This window comes from Halosimplex halophilum, from assembly GCF_004698125.1.
In the GTDB taxonomy this organism is placed as follows: domain Archaea; phylum Halobacteriota; class Halobacteria; order Halobacteriales; family Haloarculaceae; genus Halosimplex; species Halosimplex halophilum.
In genome coordinates this window covers 503,190-521,880 of the sequence record NZ_ML214298.1, presented here as the reverse complement: position 1 = coordinate 521,880, position 18,691 = coordinate 503,190, and the positions used below count along the sequence as shown (strand labels likewise).

General features: G+C 72.4%; 20 protein-coding genes. 12 read left to right on the top strand and 8 right to left on the bottom strand.

Translation table 11 applies throughout. The features are described 5' to 3' along the window. Positions 1 to 12 precede the first annotated feature (12 nt). Genes E3328_RS13620 through E3328_RS13610 form a run of 3 tightly spaced genes read left to right on the top strand, consistent with a single transcriptional unit; the run spans position 13 to position 3,300 of the window. Positions 13 to 1,557, top strand: a complete 1,545-nt coding sequence (locus tag E3328_RS13620; RefSeq protein ID WP_135365181.1) for an anthranilate synthase component I family protein — start codon at positions 13 to 15, stop codon at positions 1,555 to 1,557. Further along, positions 1,550 to 2,281, top strand: a complete 732-nt coding sequence (locus E3328_RS13615) for an anthranilate synthase component II (protein WP_135365180.1) — start codon at positions 1,550 to 1,552, stop codon at positions 2,279 to 2,281. The genes E3328_RS13620 and E3328_RS13615 overlap by 8 nt, the downstream gene beginning before the upstream one ends. Further along, positions 2,278 to 3,300 carry an aminotransferase class IV gene (locus tag E3328_RS13610; protein ID WP_135365179.1) on the top strand — a complete coding sequence of 341 codons (1,023 nt, stop codon included), beginning with the start codon at positions 2,278 to 2,280 and terminating at the stop codon, positions 3,298 to 3,300. Before E3328_RS13615 ends, E3328_RS13610 begins: the two co-directional genes overlap by 4 nt. Here E3328_RS13610 and E3328_RS13605 read toward each other — a convergent pair whose 3' ends face one another. Next, on the bottom strand, positions 3,301 to 4,389 hold the full coding sequence (locus tag E3328_RS13605) for a saccharopine dehydrogenase family protein (protein ID WP_135365178.1): 1,089 nt from the start codon (positions 4,387 to 4,389) through the stop codon (positions 3,301 to 3,303). Positions 4,390 to 5,074: 685 nt separating this feature from the next. Between E3328_RS13605 and E3328_RS13600 the strand changes: the two genes are divergently transcribed. Beyond that, the gene (locus E3328_RS13600) at positions 5,075 to 5,638 is read left to right on the top strand and encodes a class I SAM-dependent methyltransferase (RefSeq protein ID WP_135365177.1); all 564 of its coding nucleotides are present in this window, start codon (positions 5,075 to 5,077) and stop codon (positions 5,636 to 5,638) included. Between the two features lie 9 nt (positions 5,639 to 5,647). Here the strand turns inward: E3328_RS13600 and E3328_RS13595 are convergent, their stop codons facing one another. Beyond that, complete coding sequence (locus E3328_RS13595) at positions 5,648 to 6,481, bottom strand: endonuclease V (protein WP_135365176.1); 834 nt, start codon at positions 6,479 to 6,481, stop codon at positions 5,648 to 5,650. 28 nt (positions 6,482 to 6,509) lie between these two features. Then, positions 6,510 to 7,448: a rhomboid family intramembrane serine protease gene (locus E3328_RS13590; protein ID WP_135365175.1), complete on the bottom strand. Its 939-nt coding sequence runs from the start codon at positions 7,446 to 7,448 to the stop codon at positions 6,510 to 6,512. 239 nt (positions 7,449 to 7,687) lie between these two features. Here E3328_RS13590 and E3328_RS13585 point away from each other — a divergent pair, with 239 nt between their 5' ends. Continuing rightward, positions 7,688 to 8,263: a response regulator gene (locus tag E3328_RS13585; RefSeq protein WP_135365174.1), complete on the top strand. Its 576-nt coding sequence runs from the start codon at positions 7,688 to 7,690 to the stop codon at positions 8,261 to 8,263. A gap of 90 nt (positions 8,264 to 8,353) precedes the next feature. Here E3328_RS13585 and E3328_RS13580 read toward each other — a convergent pair whose 3' ends face one another. The 3 genes from E3328_RS13580 to btuC all read right to left on the bottom strand — a co-directional run bounded on the left by E3328_RS13580 (position 8,354) and on the right by btuC (position 11,976). After that, the gene (locus E3328_RS13580; RefSeq protein ID WP_135365173.1) at positions 8,354 to 9,184 is read right to left on the bottom strand and encodes a CAP domain-containing protein; all 831 of its coding nucleotides are present in this window, start codon (positions 9,182 to 9,184) and stop codon (positions 8,354 to 8,356) included. Positions 9,185 to 9,403: 219 nt separating this feature from the next. Next, complete coding sequence (locus E3328_RS13575; protein WP_135365172.1) at positions 9,404 to 10,876, bottom strand: ATP-binding cassette domain-containing protein; 1,473 nt, start codon at positions 10,874 to 10,876, stop codon at positions 9,404 to 9,406. Beyond that, the gene (gene btuC / locus E3328_RS13570; RefSeq protein WP_135365171.1) at positions 10,873 to 11,976 is read right to left on the bottom strand and encodes a vitamin B12 ABC transporter permease BtuC; all 1,104 of its coding nucleotides are present in this window, start codon (positions 11,974 to 11,976) and stop codon (positions 10,873 to 10,875) included. Before btuC ends, E3328_RS13575 begins: the two co-directional genes overlap by 4 nt. Positions 11,977 to 12,040: 64 nt before the next feature. Here btuC and E3328_RS13565 point away from each other — a divergent pair, with 64 nt between their 5' ends. The 6 genes from E3328_RS13565 to E3328_RS22035 all read left to right on the top strand — a co-directional run bounded on the left by E3328_RS13565 (position 12,041) and on the right by E3328_RS22035 (position 16,652). Beyond that, entirely contained in the window at positions 12,041 to 13,270 is a 1,230-nt protein-coding gene (locus E3328_RS13565) for a PGF-CTERM-anchored ABC transporter substrate-binding protein (protein ID WP_135365170.1), read from the top strand. Positions 13,271 to 13,653: 383 nt separating this feature from the next. Then, complete coding sequence (gene srp19 / locus E3328_RS13560; RefSeq protein WP_135365169.1) at positions 13,654 to 13,932, top strand: signal recognition particle subunit SRP19; 279 nt, start codon at positions 13,654 to 13,656, stop codon at positions 13,930 to 13,932. A gap of 19 nt (positions 13,933 to 13,951) precedes the next feature. Further along, positions 13,952 to 14,179 carry an H/ACA ribonucleoprotein complex subunit GAR1 gene (locus tag E3328_RS13555; protein WP_135365168.1) on the top strand — a complete coding sequence of 76 codons (228 nt, stop codon included), beginning with the start codon at positions 13,952 to 13,954 and terminating at the stop codon, positions 14,177 to 14,179. Between the two features lie 67 nt (positions 14,180 to 14,246). Continuing rightward, positions 14,247 to 15,152, top strand: coding sequence for a phosphatase PAP2 family protein (locus tag E3328_RS13550; RefSeq protein WP_135365167.1), 906 nt, complete (start codon positions 14,247 to 14,249; stop codon positions 15,150 to 15,152). 42 nt (positions 15,153 to 15,194) lie between these two features. Next, positions 15,195 to 16,331 (top strand): presenilin family intramembrane aspartyl protease PSH, encoded by a 1,137-nt coding sequence (locus E3328_RS13545; protein WP_135365166.1) that lies wholly within the window; start codon positions 15,195 to 15,197, stop codon positions 16,329 to 16,331. A gap of 150 nt (positions 16,332 to 16,481) precedes the next feature. Next, a complete protein-coding gene (locus E3328_RS22035; RefSeq protein WP_167837399.1) occupies positions 16,482 to 16,652 on the top strand; it encodes a TFIIB-type zinc ribbon-containing protein in 171 nt (56 codons plus the stop codon). Positions 16,653 to 16,677: 25 nt separating this feature from the next. Here E3328_RS22035 and E3328_RS13540 read toward each other — a convergent pair whose 3' ends face one another. Both E3328_RS13540 and E3328_RS13535 read right to left on the bottom strand, forming a co-directional pair. Beyond that, positions 16,678 to 17,679 carry an ornithine cyclodeaminase family protein gene (locus tag E3328_RS13540; protein WP_135365165.1) on the bottom strand — a complete coding sequence of 334 codons (1,002 nt, stop codon included), beginning with the start codon at positions 17,677 to 17,679 and terminating at the stop codon, positions 16,678 to 16,680. A 119-nt stretch (positions 17,680 to 17,798) separates the two neighbouring features. Continuing rightward, positions 17,799 to 18,017 (bottom strand): DUF8015 family protein, encoded by a 219-nt coding sequence (locus tag E3328_RS13535; RefSeq protein ID WP_135365164.1) that lies wholly within the window; start codon positions 18,015 to 18,017, stop codon positions 17,799 to 17,801. A 438-nt stretch (positions 18,018 to 18,455) separates the two neighbouring features. On the opposite strand from E3328_RS13535, the gene E3328_RS22030 reads away from it, so the two are divergent. Next, positions 18,456 to 18,626, top strand: coding sequence for a DUF7331 family protein (locus tag E3328_RS22030; RefSeq protein ID WP_167837398.1), 171 nt, complete (start codon positions 18,456 to 18,458; stop codon positions 18,624 to 18,626). The last annotated feature ends 65 nt before the right edge of the window (positions 18,627 to 18,691 follow it).

Genomic DNA, 18,691 nt, shown 5'->3' with positions numbered 1-18,691 from the left:
TCTCCCGTAGTAATGCCGAGGGTCGTGACCGAGCGGGCCGCCTTCGAGCGCGCCGCGGCGTCGGCGCCGGCCGGCGCCCGCGTCCCCGTCGAGGTCCGCGTGACCGTCGCCGACCCGTTCGACGCCTACCGCCGCGCCCGCGACGGCCCCGGCGGGTTCCACCTCGAAACGACCGGCGGCCAGTCCGGCTGGGGGTACTTCGGCGTCGACCCCGTCGACCGCGTCACGGTCACCGCCGACGAGGCCGCCGGCGCCCCCGCAGGCGAGTCACCGAGCGTCGACGCGCTCGTGGATCGGCTCGCCGCCGAGTCGCTGGTCCGCGGGGACTGCGACGTGCCCTACCCCTGCGGCGCCGTCGGCTGGCTCTCCTACGACGTGGCCCGCGAACTGGAGGCCCTGCCCGACTCCGCCGACCGCGACCGCGAACTGCCGCGGCTGCAGGTCGGCGTCTACGACCGGGTCGCGGCCTGGGAGGAACCCCGCGAGGGCGAGGAGACGACGCTCCGGGTCACCGCCTGCCCGCGGGTCGATGGCGCCGACGGCGACGCGGTCGGCGGTGACGACACCGACGACAGCGGGGCCTCCGAGACGGCCGCCGACCCCTACGACCGCGGCCGCGAGCGGGCGCTCGACCTCGCCCGGGCGGCCGTCGAGGGCGACCCCGAGGTAGGGGACCCGCCGGTCGCGGCCGACGAGGCCCGCTTCGAGAGCGACTGCGGTCGGGCGGCCTTCGCCGACCGCGTGCGCCGGGTCAAAGAGTACATCCGCGACGGCGACACCTTCCAGGCCAACGTCTCCCAGCGGCTCACCGCCCCCGCCGCGGTCCACCCGGTCGCCGCCTTCGACGCACTGCGGGCCGTCAACCCCGCCCCCTACTCCGCCCTGCTGGAGTTCCCCGGCGTCGACCTGGTGAGCGCCAGCCCCGAGCTCCTGCTGGAGCGTGAAGGCGACCGCCTGCTCACCGAGCCAATCGCCGGCACGCGCCCGCGCGGCGAGACCGGCGAGGAGGACGAGTTCCTCGCGGAGGACCTGACGAGCGACGAGAAGGAGCGCGCCGAGCACGCGATGCTGGTCGACCTGGAGCGCAACGACCTGGGGAAGGTCAGCGAGTACGGGAGCGTCGAGGTCACCGAGTACCGCCGCGTCGACCGCTACTCCGAGGTGATGCACCTCGTCTCGCTCGTCGAGGGCCGCCTGCGCCCCGAGTTCGACCTCGGCGACGCCGTCGCGGCGGTCTTCCCCGGCGGCACCATCACCGGCGCGCCCAAGCCCCGGACCATGGAGATCATCGACGAGGTGGAGGCGACCCGGCGGGGCCCCTACACCGGGAGCGTCGGGATCTTCGGGTTCGACGGCCGCGCGACGCTGAACATCGTGATCCGGACCCTGGTGCGCTACGGCGAGGAGTACCACCTCCGGGTCGGCGCCGGGATCGTCCACGACTCGGTGCCCGACCGGGAGTTCGAGGAGACGCTCGACAAGGGCCGGGCGCTCGTGACCGCCGTCGACGAAGCGCTGGGCGACCGCGCCGCCTTCACGGTGGAGGACCATGACTGAGCCGTCCGCGCCCGGCGTCGGGAGCGTCCCGTCCGTCGACCCCGACGCCACCGCCGGCGGCGACCGCCTCGCCGCCGACGCGACCGCCGTCGACCGCCGGTCGGACGTGACTGTCCTCGTCGTCGACAACTACGACTCGTTTTCCTACAACCTCGTCCAGTACGTCGGCGAGGTCGTCACGACCGCCGACTGGCTCCCCGAGGTCACCGGCGGCGAGGTGGTCGTCCGCCGCAACGACGCCGTCGACGCGGCCGGGATCCGCGAGATTGACCCCGACGCTATCGTGGTCTCGCCCGGTCCCGGCACCCCCCAGGAGGCGGGCGTCTCGATGCCGATCTTCCGCGACCTGGACTACCCCACGCTCGGGGTCTGCCTGGGCCACCAGGCGCTGTGTGCGGTCGCCGGCGCGCCCGTCGGCCACGCCGAGGCGGTCGTCCACGGCAAGCCCTCCACCGTCGGCCACGACGGCCGCGGCGTCTTCCGGGCGCTGCCCGACCGCTTCGAGGTCGGCCGGTACCACTCGCTGGCCGTCGAGCGCGCGGACCTGCCGGACGTGCTCGAAGAGTCGGCCCACACCGACGACGAAGCCGACGTGTTGATGGCCGTCCGCCACCGCGAACGGCCCCACGTCGGCGTCCAGTTCCACCCCGAGAGCATCCTCACCGAACACGGCAAGCAGATGATAGAGACGTTCTGCCGCATGAGCCTGGAGGGATCGCTGTGAGCGACGACGGGTCTGATGGTGGGGCCGACGACCCCCTCACCTACCACGTGAACGGCGACCTCGTGCCGGCCGACGAGGCGACCGTCTCGGTCCGCGACCGGGGGTTCATGTACGGCGACGGTGCCTTCGAGACGCTGCGGGTCTACGGCGGCGAGCCCTTCGAGTGGGCGGCCCACCGCGACCGGCTCCGGCGGACCGCCGAGACGCTCGGGTTCGCCGACGCCGTCCCCGACGACCTCCGCGAGCGGGTGGCGGAGACGCTGACCGCCAACGACCTCGACGAGGCGTACTGCAAGGTGTCGGTGACCCGGGGGGTCCAGCCGGGGAAGCTCACGCCCGACCCCGACGTGGACCCGACGGTCGTCGTCTACGTCGCGCCGCTGGGCCGCGGCGGCGTCGAGGGCGACCCCGTCTGGGACGAACCGGCGACCGTCCAGACCGTCCGGACGCGCCGCCCGCCCGCCGAGTCGTTCCCGGCCGACGCGAAGACACACAACTACCTCCCGGGGATCCTCGCCCGCCTGGAACTCCGGCGGGCGGCGACCGAGGAGTTCGCCGCCGACGAGGCCGTGATGCGGACGACCGACGACTACCTCGCCGAGGGCGCGGCGAGCAACCTCTTTTTCGTCGACGGCGGGACGCTGAAGACCCCCAGCGCCGACCTGCCGATCCTCCCCGGCGTGACGCGGTCGGTCGTGACGGACCTGGCCGAGTCGGAGGGGTTCTCGGTGCGGACGAGCCGGTACACGCTCGACGACCTGCGCGACGCCGACGAGGTCTTCCTCACCAACTCCACCTGGGAGGTCCGCCCCGTCACGAGCGTCGACGGCATCGACGTGAGCGTCGGTCCGATGACGCGGCTGCTCGCGCGGCTGTTCGACGAGCGCGTCGAACGGGAACACTACGGCGGCAACGGGAGCGAGGACGTGAGGGCAACCGGCGGCGAGGGACCGGCCGACGGCGACGCGACCGACGGCGAACCCCCGGCGGACGGGAACGCGGCCGACGACGGGGGGTAGTCAGTCCGGACCGCCGGTCGTGTCGCCCGCTTCGATGACGGGTTCGTCCGTCCGCTCGACGCCCTCGACGTCGAGGATCAGGTCCGGGCCGAAGGCGCCGGCGGGCGTCCGGAACCCGGCCGGCGCCTCACCCGCGGCGACCCGCTCGGCGATCGCCACGGCCGTCAACTTCGTCAGCCGGTACGTCTCGGGCGCGACGAGCCGGGAGACCGCCCGCTTCCCGTCGGCGGTCTCGACCTCGCCCCAGACGTAGCTCTCGCCCTCGCGGCGCTCGCGCTCGTCGGGGCCGTCGACGCGGGCCTCGACGACCCGTTCCAGCAGCGACTGGACCGCCCCGGAACCCGCGAGGGGCCCGAACAGTCCGGCGGCCCGGGCCGCACGCGGAGCCCACGACGGGACGGCGGTGTAGACGGCGACGTTCCCGATCCCGGTCGTGTGGTAGGCGGTCGACACGTCGCCCCAGGGGATCGCCATCGCGGTCCGCTCGCCCCGGCCGAAGTCGATCCGCCGCGTCTCGCTCCCGATGGGCACCGATTCGATGCACCCGTTCCGCCGGACAGCGCCGCCCTCGCCGAGTCCGCGGAGGGCAGTCTTCGCGGTGCCCGGAGAGACCCCGCCCGACGCCTCGAACCCGAGCGCGAGGCGGTCGGCGTCGGGCAGCCGCTCGGCGAGGTGGGCCGCCAGGCAGTCGGTGGGGACAACGTCGAAGCCGACGCCGGGCAGGACCGTGATCCCCGCCTCTTCGGCCTGTTCGTCCGCGGCGGCGAGTCGCTCGAACACCTCGATCTCCCCGGTGATGTCGAGGTAGTGGGTGCCGGTCCGCAGGCAGCCTTCGACCACCGGCTCGGCCGTCTCCGCGAACGGTCCCGCGCAGTGGACGACCGCCTCGACCTCCTCCAAGGCCAGGTCGAGCAGCCGCGGCTCGTCCAGCGCGAACACGCGCTCCTCGCAGCCCTGCCGGATCGCCTGGTTCTCGACGGCGTTGCGGTCGCGGCCGCCGACGACCACGTCCAGCCCCCGGTCGGTCGCCTCCTCGACGATCAGCCGCCCGGTGTAGCCGTACGAACCGTAGACGAGGATATCCGCCATGGGTCCGGGTTCGCCGGAGCGAGGGTTAAGGGTGGGGGTCCGCCATCAGACGGTGTTTGGCAGCCGAATGCGGTCGGCGCGCGCCGTCGTGCGCTCTCGTGCGCGCGACGCAGCCGCGCGAGGTCTTCGTGAACTGTGTGAACGAAGGCTCGTCGGAGCGTGCTCCGACGGTGGATGAGCGACGGCAGGAGCGAATCGGCTGGGGAGGTCCGTGGCCGTCTGCGGTGCTGTGCGGGGCGGGTGCGGTGCCGTGCTGTTCCTGGCGTCCGCGCGAACGTGTGAGCGCGGGCTCGGGAGAGCTTGCTCTCCCGGTGGACTGAAAGGGCGAGGCGCGCTCGCGTCCAGTTTAGTCGCCTGAGCGGGCACTATCCGCGCGGTGCGAGGCGCGCAGCGCCTCGAAGCGAACGGCTGTGCCGTGAGCGGGCGGTGCGGAGAGCGCGGATATCCCGCTCAGCGACCGCGAGCGCGCCGAGGGCTTTCAACGCTCACTGTTTCCTGCGGTTGCGGTCACTGCTAGCGAGCGGGCCGAGGGCTTTCAGCACCCACAGTCACCTGCGGCCACATCCAATCACCCTCGTATCGATCCGGAGCGGTCAAAAACAGCCGAGACGCCCACACGGAGGCCGATCACCATCGCTGCAACGGGACGGGAGCTATATCACCGCAGGACCGCTACTCCGAGGCGATGGGTCACCACACCTTCCCCGCGGCCGACGCCGACCGACTGGAGGACGCCGCGCGCCGATATCGCAACTGCTCGGCGGAGGAGCTGCTCTGGGCGCTCGACCCCGGTCCCGACGACGCGGTCGTCGACGTGGGCAGCGGCACGGGCTTTTTCACCGACGACGTGGCGCCTCACGCGGGCACGGTCTACGCCCTCGACGTGCAGGCGGCGATGCACGACCGCTACCGCGAGAAGGGCGTCCCGGAGAACGTCGAACTCGTCACGAGCGGCGCCGACGACCTGCCGTTCGACGACGGCGCGCTGGACGGCGCGTTCGCGACGATGACCTACCACGAACTCCCGAGCGAGGCGGTCGAGGAACTCGCCCGCGTCCTCCGACCGGGCGGCCGCGTCGCAGTCGTCGACTGGACCGCCGAGGGTCCGGGCGAGCGCGGCCCGCCGCCCGGAGAGCGCTACGACGCCGACCACGCCGCCGCGGCGTTCGAGGCGGCCGGATTCACTGTCGACTTCCGGGCGACCCGCTCGGAGACGTTCCTGCTCGCCGCGACGCTCGGCGGGGAGTGACCGAGCGCGCTACTCCAGTTGCTCGCGGACTTCGGCCTTCACTTCGTCGGCGTAACTGTCGGCCAGCCGGGTCGGCTCGGGCAGCTTGTACCCCGCCGCACAGGCGAGCACGATGTCCGCTGCGGTGTCGGCGCTCACGCGGTGGCCGGGGCTGACGACGAGGGGGTTGACGTACCGATCCGAGTTCTCGAACTGGCGAGTCTGGACGGCGTCGCCGATGTGCGTCCCGGGCTCGGCGGTCTCCACGTCCGCGTCGGCCTCGATGGCGACGCGGGCCCCCTGGGGGAGCTTCCGGTCGAGCGACTCCCGTGGGGTGCCACAGAGCAGGTTCTTCGCGACGCCCACGGTGGGCAGGTCGAGCGTGACCCCAATGTGGGTCGCGATGCCGGCCTCCCGGAAGTGGATGCGGCCGCTGCCGTCCACGAGGGCGACGTCGGGGTCCCGTTCCAGCGCCGCGAACGCCGAGAGAATGGCCCTCCCCTCCCGGAAGCTCAGCAGGCCCGGGATGTAGGGGATCTCGACGGGTTCGACGGCGTGGACGCGCTCGACCACCTCGCCGTCTCGCAGGAGGACGATAGCGCTGACGGCGTGGTCGTCGACGAACGCCTGGTCGACGCCGGCGACCAGCGGCGGATCCGCCGCCGCCGGTTCGCCGCTCTCCCCCGCGTCGGCGAGACTGGTCTGGTCGGCCTCGGTCGCGGCGTCCCCGCCGCAGACGCTCGCGGCGTCGAACGGGAGGTCGTCTTCGAAGACGGCGCTCCCGGCGATCTCGCGCTGGAGCGCCTCCATGTCTTCCCGGGAGAGCGAGGCGTCGGGGACGAACTCGGGGCGGACGACCTCCATCAGCGGGCCTCCATCGGGACGACCCCCATCAGAACGGGCCGCGGCCGCCGGGGCCACCCGGACCGCCGGGGCCGCGGCCGCCGGCGCCGAACTGCAGCTGGTCGGGGATCCGGTGGCGGCCCTTGACGTGCTGGCCGTACAGCAGGCCGATCCCGAGCCCGAGGAGGTGGGCGAGCTGTGCGGTGCCGCCGGCGCCGATGCCGGTCGACAGGATCAGGAAGACGGTGTAGCCGGTGTAGCCGACGGTCAGCAGCCACAGCGGCACCGGGAGCAGGAAGTACAGGTACACCGTGAGGTTGGGGTTGAGGACGGTGAGCACGGCCATGATGGCCAGGCCCGCGCCGCTGGCGCCGAGCACGCCCGCGGCGACGCCCGGCTGGGGGATCCCGCCGTACTGGTAGATCTGGAAGCCGACCTGGCCGAGGCCGGCGAGCGCGCCGCTCCCGAGGAACAGGACCGCGAAGTCGCGGGACCCGACGTAGTCCTCGACGAGCCGGCCGAAGAAGTAGATCACGATGCTGTTGATCCCGATGTGGCCCAGCCGTCCCGGCGCGTGGGCGAAGACCGACGTGAACCAGGTCCAGACGTACTCGGGGTTGGCGGGCGAGAGGACGAAGATGGCCTCGTGGAGCCCGGCGGGCCCGAACAGGAGGACGACGTGCTGGAGCAGGAAGGTGATCCACATCAGCCCGAGGAAGGCGTAGGTCATGTTCCCGCGGAAGTACGCCAGCGGGCCGCCGGGGCCGGTGTCGATCCCCAGGCGGTCGCTCAGGCCGCCGCTCTCCGAGTCGGTGGCGACGCTGTCGTCGAAGCCGCTGTCGAAGACCCCGCCTGGGTCTTCCCAGTTGTCCAGCCCCGGACAGCCGTGGTTCTCGGGGAGGCGGTGTTCCGCACAGAACGTGCCGCCGCAGTGGCGACACTGGTACGGCATGTTCTCCTGCTTGCCGCACTCGTCGCACCTCGACATTACCCGCTCTTGGGAGGGTACCGGCAAAGGGATTGTGTTTGGTCCACCCTACCGGGGCCGAACCGCACGCCGACGGCGTCGCCCGTGCCGGCCTCGGGCGACCGGCGCTCGTCGACCGCGAGTTCGGGCGGCCGCCCGAACCAGTTCGTCCCCGCGGACGGGCGACAGACCGCCTGACGATCGGTGCCCGTTGGCCGGCACCCACGCACTTACATAGGATCGCCGCATCAGATCGGGCCGTGAACGAGACGAGTACCGAGCCGCGGGTGCTCATCGTCGACGACGAGGCCGAGGTCGCCGACGTGTACGCGCTGCGCCTCCGCGACGAGTACGACACCGAGACGGCCTACGGCGGCGAGGAGGCCCTGGAAGCCGTCGACGAGTCGGTCGACGTGGTCCTGCTCGACCGGCGGATGCCCCAGGTGTCGGGCGACGAGGTGCTGTCGGCGATCCGCGACCGGGGCCTGGACACCCGGGTCGTCATGATCACCGCGGTCGACCCCGACTTCGACATCGTCGACATGCCGTTCGACGACTACCTCTGCAAGCCCGTCCAGAAGGACGACCTGGTCGCCGCCATCGAGCAGCAGCTCACCGCCAGCCGCTACGACGACCGCCTCACCGAGTACCTGGAGGTCACCTCGAAGATCGCCCTGCTGGAGGCCGAGAAGACGGAGGCGGAACTCGACGACAGCGACGAGGTCGCCGGGCTCCGCGAGCGCGCCGACCGGCTGCGCGACGAGATGGACGACGCGCTCGCCGAGTTCGACGACTTCCAGGCCGCGTTCAACGAGATCAGCCGCCACGCCGAGTGACTCCCGTTCTCGCCGCCCGCTCCGTGACTCCCGGACTGCCCGGGTTCCCCGTCGACGGTCGACGGACCCGGGGCTGTGGACGGTTCCCGCTCAGCAGACGTTCGCGGTGACGAACACGTCGTTGCGCCGGGTGATCTCGACGCCGACGCCGACCTCGTCGGCGTTCGGGTAGGTCAGCCGCGGTCGGTAGGTGTCCGTCTTCCACCACGCGTCGACGACGGCCCGAGCGACGGCGGTCTCGTTGCCGTTGAACTCGCGTGTCCCGTTGTCGTAGTAGGGCTCGCCGGCGACGGTCCGCCCGACCGCCTCCAGGGCGTTGCCGTCGGCGGTCCGGAGCGTGGTGCCGTCCGGCGACGACCACTTGCAGCGGTCGTAGAGCTCGTGCTCGCGGTAGCGCTCGACGCTGGTCACGCCGTCGATCCGGTGGATCGTCTCGCCGATGTCGGCCATCCGGACGCTGTGTCCCCTGGCCATCTCGGTGAGCCGGTCGACCCCCTTGCCCTCGTTGTCGAGCGGGTCCAGCCCCGCCGCCGCCCGGCGCTCGTTGATGTACTCCCCGACCAGCCGCTCGATCTCCCGCTCGTCGAACGCCTCGGCGGGGATGTCCGTCAGCGCGGGCGTCGCGGTCGGCGTGGGCGTCGGCGTGGGCGTCGGCGTGAGCGTCGGATACGGCGTCGGCGTCGCGGTCGGCGTGGCCGCCGCCGTCGCCGTCCCCGTCCCGGCGGCCGCCGTCCCGGTCGTCGTCGGGGCCAGCGTCGGCAGGTCCGTCGCCTCGACGGCCGTCGCCGTGTCCGGCTCCCCCGTCACCGGCGCGTTCGGCTGGCTCAAGGCGGCGCCGACGAGCACCGCGACGACGACCAGCGCGACCGCGCCGCCCCCCGCGACCAGCAGCGTCGGCTTGTTCACGTCTACGTCCACCATAGTCGGGAGTCTGTACGGCCCCCATTAACTGTTGTGTCCACGAGACGGGGGCGCACGGCCGCCGTCCCCGCTCCGGCGACCGGCGGTCGGCGGCCACGGCCGCCCGCCGCCTCGGTGACCGGCCGCGACGGCCGCCCGCCGCCTCGGTGACCGGCCGCGACGGCCGCCCGCCGCCTCGGTTGTCGGTCGCCCCGGCGGTCGGGGAGCCCTCCCCGCCACTCAGTCGTCGGCCGAGACGGACCGGTCGAGCGCGCGCCGGACGCCGGCCGCGACCGTCTCCGGGGTCGCCCGCGCGGCGGCCTCGACGGGCGACCGGTCGCCGTCGACCCCCCCGCTACGACCGACAGGCGTCGCCCCGTCGTCGCGCTCGCCGACATCGCCGGGTCGCCCGTCGCGCCCGGCCACGCCGTCGGAGCGGGCGCCCTCCTCGCGTCCGGTCCCCGTCGCCCGTCCCGGACCGCCGAGTTCGGCCGTCGCGCTCGCGGGGTCGTCGTCGGCCGCGACGCGGACCACCGGGTCGCGGTCGCGGGCGAGCGCCCGGAGCGCGTCGGGCAGCGGCTCGACGACCACGACCGCGTCGGCCGCCGCCAGGCAGTCGCGGGTCGCGGCCGCCGCCGCGCCGTCGAGCCCGTCGAAGGGGGGCGCGGTCACCGCCTCCGCCGCGAGTTCGCGGGCCGTCTCGGCGGCCACGTCGCCGGGCGGAAGGGCGCCGACGGTCACCGTCGCGCCGGCGGTCGCGAGCGCCGAGACCACGCGGGCGGTCCGCGGGCCGGTCCCGAGGACGTGCACCCGCCGGTCCAGCTCGCCCGGCTCCGGCAGCGCCGTCACCGCCGGCGTCCCGGTTACGGGGTTCGACAGGACGGCGGCGTCGGTGTCGAAGGCGGCCCCCACGTTCTCGGCGGTCAGCACGTCCTCGGGCGGCCCGACCGCCAGCAGGTCGCCGTCGGCGAGGACGGCCAGCCGGTCGCAGAAGCGAGCCGCCAGGTCGAGGTCGTGGATCGCCGCCAGCGCCGCCTTGCCCTCCGCGTCGACGAGGTCGGCGACGAGTTCCAGCGTCCGGACCTGGTGGTTCACGTCGAGGCTCGCCGTCGGCTCGTCGAGGACTAAGGCGGGCGTCTCCTGTGCCAGCGCGCGGGCGAGCACGACGCGCTGGCGCTCGCCGCCGCTGAGCGAGGCGACCGACCGGTCGCGGAAGCGCTCGGTGTCGGTCCGTTCGAGCGCGCGGTCGACCGCTTCGGCGGCGTCGGGGTCGCCGCTGAACCGCCCGTGATAGGGCGTCCGCCCCATCTCGACGATGTCCTCGGCGGCGAAGTCGAAGGCGACCGTCGTGTCCTGGGGGACCGTCGCGACCAGCCGGCTCGCCGCCCGCGAGGAGAGGTCGGCGACCGTCTCCCCGCCGACCCGGACCCGCCCCGAATCCGGCGCGAGCACGCCGTTGATCGCCTTCAGGAGCGTGGTCTTGCCGGCGCCGTTCGGGCCGACGAGCCCGACGAACTCGCCCGACGCGACCGACAGCGACACCCCGGAGAGGACCGACAGGTCGCCGTAGGACAGCGACACGTCCTCGACTTCGAGGAGCGGGCCGTCGGCGGCCGCCGCCGGGTCGGCGGCCGGTGTGGACTCGTCTCTCGACCGGTCGCCCTCCTCGCCGCCGACGAGGCCGTCCAGCGCGTCCGGCAGGTCGGGCGTCACAGCGAGTGCACCTCCCGGGTCCGGAGGAGATAGAGGAAGAAGGGCGCGCCCAGCGCGGCGGTGACGATGCCGACGGGGACCTCGACGCCCCCCGAGCGGGCGACTGTGTCCGTGGCGACGAGGAAGGCGCCGCCGGCGACGGCGCTCGTCGGCAACAGGATCCGGTGGTCCGGGCCGACGAGCAGCCGCATCATGTGCGGGACGACGAGGCCGACGAAGCCGATGGCGCCGGCGACCGCAACGGCCGCCGCCGTGAGGACGCTGGAGACCGCCAGCAGGACCCGCTTGGTGCGCTCGACCTCGATGCCCAGCGTGTGGGCGTCGGCCTCGCCGAGCAGGAGGACGTTCAGGTCACGGCCGTAGGCGACCAGGAGGCCGAAGCAGGCCGCCGCGACGGGGACGGTGACGGCCACGTCGGTCCAGACGGCGTTGCGGAGCAGCCCGCCCATCAGCCAGTACAGCGCCTGTTCGAGGCTCTCGCCGGCCCGCAGGAGGAGATAGGAGACGACCGCGCCGAGCAGCGTCTGGACCGCGACGCCCGCCAACAGGAGCGTCGCCGTCGGCGTCCGCCCGCCCTCCGTGGCGATGAGGTAGACGACGAACGCGCTGACGACGGCCCCGACGAACGCGGCCGTCTGGAGGGCGTACGGTCCCGAGAAGGAGAGGGCGATGGTCGCGACGGCGCCGACGGCGGCGCCCGAGGAGACGCCGATGATCGAGGGGTCGGCCATCGGGTTGCGGAAGAAGCCCTGCATCACGGCCCCCGCGGCGGCCAGCGAGAAGCCGACGGTCGCCGCCAGCGCGATCCGCGGCAGGCGGATCCGCCGGACGATCGTCTCGCTGGTCGAGTCGACCGGGAACGAGAACAGGTAGGTGTAGGAGGGGTCCGGGATCGGGACCGTGGCCGTGGCGCCGAACAGCGCGACCGTGCCGCTGCCGACGGAGACGCCCGTCGGGACGCCGACGGCGTTGAGCGCGGCCCTCGCGACGGTCGGGAGCGGGACGCTCACCGGGCCGACGGTGGCGCTGACGAGCGCGACGGCCACCAACAGTCCGGCCAGTCCCGCCGACCACCCCGCGGTCCGCGTCCGGACTGCCATGCTGCCCTCAAGTCTGGTTGCAGTAGGTAAATATTTATTGCAAAGGCCCGCACCGCCGGACGCCATGAGAGACGCGACGGCAGTCGTCGGTGCGGCGCTGGTCGTGCTGGCGGCGGTGGGCGCGGTGCCCGCCGCCGCCGGCGCCGGCGCCGCCGCGGGTGCATCGGGTGCGGGCGCCGCGAGCGGGAGTTCGCTCGCGGACACCCACTGCACGTATCCGATGACCGTCACCGACGCGACGGGAACGGAGGTAGAGATCGACGAGGACCCCGACCGGCTGGTCGGGCTTGCGCCGAGCGCCGCCCAGATCCTCTGGAGCATCGGGGCCGACGAGGAGACGGTCGCCATCCCGCAGGACTACTACATCGACTACCTGAACGACACCGAGGGCAAGACCGACGTGGTCAACGACGACGGGTCGGTCATCACCGAGGCCGTGGTCGGCGCCGAGCCCGACCTGGTGCTCGCGCCGAACGTCGTCCCCAACGAGACCGTCGAGACGCTGCGCTCCAGCGGCCTGACGGTCTACAAGTTCGAAGACGCGGCCTCCCTGGAGGACGTGTACCAGAAGGTCGAACTGTACGGCCAGCTGACCGGGAACTACGAGACCGCCGGCCAGGTCAGCGCCCGGATGCAGGGCGAGGTGCAGGCCGTTCGCGACGCGGTGAGCGGCGAGGACAACCCCCGCGTGTTCTTCCACCTCGGCGGCGGCTGGACCGCGGGCGAGGAGACGTTCGTCGGCCAGATCGTCGCCGCGGCGGGCGGGGACAACATCGCCGCCGGCGAGATCAACACCAGCAACAACTACGGCACGCTCAGCAACGAGATCATCACCGAGCGCGACCCCGAGTGGATCGTCCAGAACGGCCAGTTCGGCTCGGTCCCGAAGACCCCGACGTTCAACGAGACCACGGCCGTCCAGGAGGGCAACGTCGTCCGCGTGAACCGGAACTTCATGACCCAGAACGGGCCGAAGAACGTCGAGGCACTGAAGACGATCGCGCAGGCGCTCCACCCCGAGGCCTACGAGAGCATCGACTTCTCGGCCGTGGAGACGCCCGAGCCCGCGACGTGTGCGACGCCGACGCCGACCGCGACGGCGACCGCCGCGATGGACGGCGGTGACGCGACGGCCACGTCGTCGATGGACGAGACCGCGACCCCGACCGCCGAATCCGAGGACGGCGCGGCCTCGCCCGTCGAGACGACCGCCAGCGGCGACGGCGCCGGCTTCGGCGCGGCGACGGCGCTCGTCGCCCTGCTTGCCGGCGCGCTCGTCGCTCGCCGCCGGTAACGGTTCGACACCGCTTCCGATTTTTCGACGGCATGCAGGTGACGCGAAGGATCGGTGCGACTAGCGGGTGAACCACCGCAACCGCAGACAGCGTGAAAGCCCCGGCCGTGCCAACCGGATGGTCAGTCTACGCGGGTGGGAATGAAAGGGGCGACGCGCTCGACGACGGTGGCTGACGCAAGCACCGCAGGGCGAAGCCCGAGGAGCGCAGCGAAGCCCCCGAGTCGAGCGCGTCGGGGCTTTCACGCTGTTCGCGGTGGCGGGATCCCGTTCAGCTGCGGTCGAGCACGCTACTCCTGAAGCAGTCACAGGCGATCCCCATCACACGACTCGTTCGCGGCGACCGGAAAGACCCTTACGTAGCCGGGTGCTCACCGACGGGTATGGTCGAGAACGTCATCTGGCCGGCGGCGCTCGACGCCACCTGCACGCGCAGCGAGGGGCGTCGGGTCTCGGAGGACCTCGCCGTGCCGGAGCCGACGGTCGACGAGATCGCACAGGCCGTCCAGCAGGTGGGCTACGACGCCGTCATCGAGCGCGAGAAGACCTACCCCCGGGAGTACGAACCCCGCGGGCGCGTCCTCGTCAAGGACGCCGACGACGCGAGCAAGACCGACCTGCTGGGGGCCGTCGCCGCCTACCTCGGCGTCATCCGGGAGTGACCGCGGTGGGGGGATCGCGGTGAGACGCGTCGGCGAGGTCGTCCGGATCGCCCAGCACCTCGCGGTCGTCCGCGCGCCGGACGCCGACCACGTCGACATCGGCACGCCGGTCGTCGACGAGAACCTCGAGGACCTGGGCCGGGTGGTCGACGTGTTCGGCCCCGTCGAGCGGCCGTACCTGGCGGTGACGACCGACGACGACGTGCACCTGCCCGGGCTGGTGGGATCGGCCCTGTACGCGCGCTGACCCGGAACCCGTCCACGACTCCGAAGCCCGATAGCTTACACGCCTCGAGATTCAATCGGCGTGGCGAATGCAGTTGTTTCCGAACGGACGCGGCGTCGGGGTCACCGAGACGCTCCACGGGCTGGCCGAGTGGCCGGTCGTGGTGCTGTTCGGGCTGGTCACCCAGCTCGGCGACGGCTGGTTCCTCTTTCTGCTCGGCGGGACGCTGTTCGTCGCCGGCGAGGAGTTCCCCGTCCTGGGCGTCGACCGCCGGCGCGCGCTGTTCGTCTTCGCCCTCGCGCTGACCTACGTCGCCGTCATCGGCGCGCTGAAGGGGTTCTTCGGGCTCGGCCGCCCGCCGGGCGCGGCCGACCCGCCGGCGCTGGCGTGGGCACCGGGGGCGCTGTCCGCCCTGCTGGAGCGGGCGACGACGGCCGACGGCCCCGGGTTCCCGAGCGGTCACGCGCTCGGGACGACGATGGTCTGGGGCGGGCTGGCGCTGGTCGTCGACTGGGGGACGGCGCGCCAGCGGTTCGGCGCCGCCGCCGGGGTGATCGTGCTCGTCGCGCTCTCGCGACTCGTCCTGGGCGTCCACTACCTCGTCGACGTGGTCGCCGGGGCCGCGGTCGGCGTGGCCCTGCTCGGTGCGCTCTACCGGTTCGCCGACGAGGGGACCGACCCCGGACGCGTCCTCGGGGTCGCAGTCGCGGTCGGCCTCGTCGGCCTGCTCAACGGGCTGACGTTCGACAGCGTGGCGGCCATCGGCGGCGCCCTCGGCGGCTGGGCGGTCTGGCGGGGCGTCGCCGACTCGACACCGGCCCACCCGACCCACCGCCGGGAGATCTTCGCCGGGTTCGGCGTCCTCCTGGCCGCGGGACTCCTGTTCGCCGCGCTCGAGGCGTTCGAACCGGCGCTGGCGCTGGCGTTCGTCGGGACGGCGCTGGCCGTGGGAGGCGCCGTCGGCGCGCCGCTACTGGGCGAGCGGCTCGTCTGAGGACAGCGTAACCCTCAAACGCGTCGTCGCCGAGGGATCGGCATGGACCAGCGGTCGCGCGCGTACGTCGCTTCGGGGGCCATCGTCGGGATCTTCCTGCTCGTCCAGCTGGGGGCGCTCGCGCTGGTCGAGCCGTTCCAGTCGGCCGGCTACCAGGCCACCGCCGACCCGCAGGACCCGGCGAACAGCCTCGTCTACATCGGGTTCATACTGGTGATGACCGGCGTCATGCTGGCGATCATCCGGTTCGGCGTCGACTGGCTGCTCCGATTGCTGCTCGTGGGGACCGGCGCGTACATCGGCCTGTTCGTCCTCCGGGTGCTCGTCCCGCCCGTCCTGACGATACCCGTCGGCGGCTTCTCGCTCAACGCCCTCGCGTGGGCGGGGGGACTCCTCCTGGGGGTCGCGCTGTGGGTCCACCCGGAGTGGTACGTCATCGACGCGGCGGGGATCGTGATGGGCGCCGGCGCCGCCGGCCTGTTCGGCATCAGCTTCGGGATCCTCCCGGCGCTCGTCCTCCTGACCGTGCTCGCCGTCTACGACGCCATCAGCGTCTACGGCACCGAACACATGCTGACGCTGGCCTCCGGCGTCATGGAGCTCAAGGTGCCCATCGTCCTCGTCGTCCCGCTGTCGCTGTCCTATTCCTACCTCGACGCCGGGACGCCCGCCGCCGTCAGCGAGGAGAGCGACGCCGGCGAGGCGGACGCCGAACGGACGGCGACCGGGGCCGAAACGACCGACGCCGGGTCCGGGACGGCGACCCCGAACGGCGGAGCCGCCGACGGGTCGGCGAGCGACGCGGACGCGGACGGCGAGGCCGGCGAGGCCCCCGCTGACGGCGACGGAGACGACGAGTTCGAACTCGACCGCGAGGCGCTGTTCATCGGTCTCGGCGACGCCGTCATCCCGACCGTGCTGGTAGCGAGCGCGGCGTTTTTCGCGCCGGCGGGCGTCCCGACGGTCGACCTGCTGGGGATCCCGGCGACGCTCCCGGCGGTCACCGCCATGGTCGGGACGACCGCCGGCCTGGTCGTCCTGCTGTGGATGGTGCTCAAGGGTCGCGCCCACGCCGGGCTCCCCCTGCTCAACGGCGGTACCATCGCCGGCTACCTCCTCGGCGCCGTCGCAAGCGGCCTCTCGCTCGCCCAGGCGACCGGGATCGCGCCGTACCTCTGACCGTCGCCCGCTCCGTGTACTTCGGAGGTATATTACCGATCAATAGTTCGGTATTCGCGTACGTTCGGGTATGAATATCCAGTGTATTAGGGTCTCAGGTGTCGTATAGACACAACGCTTATCCCGAAGTGTCACTCAGTGTGCCATACGATGGGTGAGACCGAACGATCGACCACGAGCGGGGTGGAACGGACCGCGGGCGCCAGCCTCACGTTCCGCGGGGAGGGCGACCGCGGCTGTCCGAACTGCGGGGAAGTCGCGCTGGCGTTCGACCCGGGGACCGGTCGCGCACGCTGTCGCGCGTGCGGCGAGGCGAACTGACCGGGGCCGCTTCGGGTCGAGCAGGCTACTCCTCGAAGGCTCGACTGGCGGGCAGGAACTCGATCTCCCGGCCGAGGCCGGCGTCGACGGCCCGCTCGTAGAGCATGTGGGCGGCGGCGACCGTCTCGATGGCCGTGCCGCCGCTGTCGAACAGCGTCACCTCGTCGGGGTCGGTCCGCCCCGGTTCGACGCCGGCGACGACCTCGCCGAGTTCGGCGTGGACGTGGTCGTCGTCGACCGCGCCCTCCTCGCGGGCGAGCAGGAACGCGCCCGCGTCGCGCTCGACGCGCTCGCGGAGGTCCGGGACGTACGTCGCGCGGGCGACCGTCTCGGCGTCGACCTCGCGCTTCTCGGGGTGGTACTGCCCCATGCAGGTGACGTGGGCGCCGTCGGCCAGGTCCGCGCCGTCGAACACCGGCTCCGCGGCCGTCGTGGCGGTGACGACCGCGTCGGCGCCGGCGACCGCGGCGCTACTGGAGTCGACCGCGCGGACCGTCGGGTCGAGTTCGTCGTCCATCGCCGCGGCGAACGCCTCGCGGTGCTCGCGGGTCGGCGAGTAGACGCGGACGGCGTCGAACTCGCGGACGGTGACGGCCGCGCGGAGCTGGCCGCGGGCCTGCGAGCCGCTGCCGATCACCGCCAGTTCCGTCGCGTCCTCGCGGGCGAGCGCGTCGAGCCCGACCGCGCCGGTCGCGCCCGTCTTGAACGGGTTGAGGCTCGCGCCGTCGAAGACCGCCAGCGGCGCGCCCGTCTCGGCGTCGAACAGCGGGAGGACGAAGTGTGCGTCGCCGGAGCCGAACCCGCCGGTGTACATGTACCCGCCCATCGCGCCCGTCTCGGGGAGGATCGCCGAGTACCCGGTGAGCATCCCCGGCGGGTCGCCGCCGGTGAGACGGGTTCTCGGACGAGCGGGGGCGCCCTCGCCGCGCTCGCGGTACCCCTCGCGGACCGCGTCGACGTACTCGGCCGGCGTCGCGAGTCCGCGCACGTCGTCGCTGGTCAGGAACAGCGCCCTGTCGTCGGTCATATCCCACCGTAGGGCCAGCCGCGGCTTAGGGGTGTGGGAACGGGAAGGCGACGAGAGGAGGGCGAGACGGGGAGAGGAACGGGAAGGCGGCGAGAGAACGGAAAGGGAGAATCCGGCGGTCAGTCGGCGGGCTGGAAGCCGCCGTCGTCGGTCGACGAACGCGGGGCGCCGTCGACGGGACCGTTGACGAACATCGCGTGCCCGATGAGGCCGACGGCCACGACGGAGGCCAGCGTGATCGCCGTCGTGAGCGCGAACCCGAACGCGGCGAGCAGGGCCGCGATTCCTCCGAGTGCGAGCGGGATGAGACCGAGAACGAGGTCGTAGTATCCAGCCATAATCTATCTTCAACTACAGATTGGTAATACATAAGTGTTCTCCAGAATGTGCGGGTACCATTCGGTGTGACACCTGTGTATTTGCTCTGTCGCCACTGAGAAACCAATTCATAACTTATTCAAATCCAATAATCCGATATCGGACGTGCGCGACAACCGAGGCCGCTATTTTCGTCCGATCGCGGCGAAACTGCGAGGTCGAGACCGGGTCGGCGACTCCGCTCGGGGCGGGCGGAACCGCCGAGAGGTATCACAGCTGAGAACCGGAGTGGCGCGCGATCGCGAGTGCGCCGACTTCGATCGCGGTCGATCCGTCGGTATCCCCCGCCAGACGGACCCTACTATACGTTATCCCTCGTGATAATCCGACACGTGTATTTATGATGGGGTATCGGCAAGGTGTGGACGGAGGGACGGCACGCGCCGGCTCAGGACACAATGACGCCAGACGCAACGGACGACCCCCAGGGACGGACCGGATCGGACGAGGAGCGGCGACGCTACGCCGAGCTCGACATCGGCGGCGAGGAGTTCGTCATCTACGACCGGGACAACCACGAGGCGTGGATCCAGTCGACAGTCGCCGTTCCGGTCGAGGAGTCGCTATGACGGCGGGTCCCGACGGGGCCTCGCCCGGCGCCCGCGTCTCCCTCCGGTATCGCGAGACGGACTGA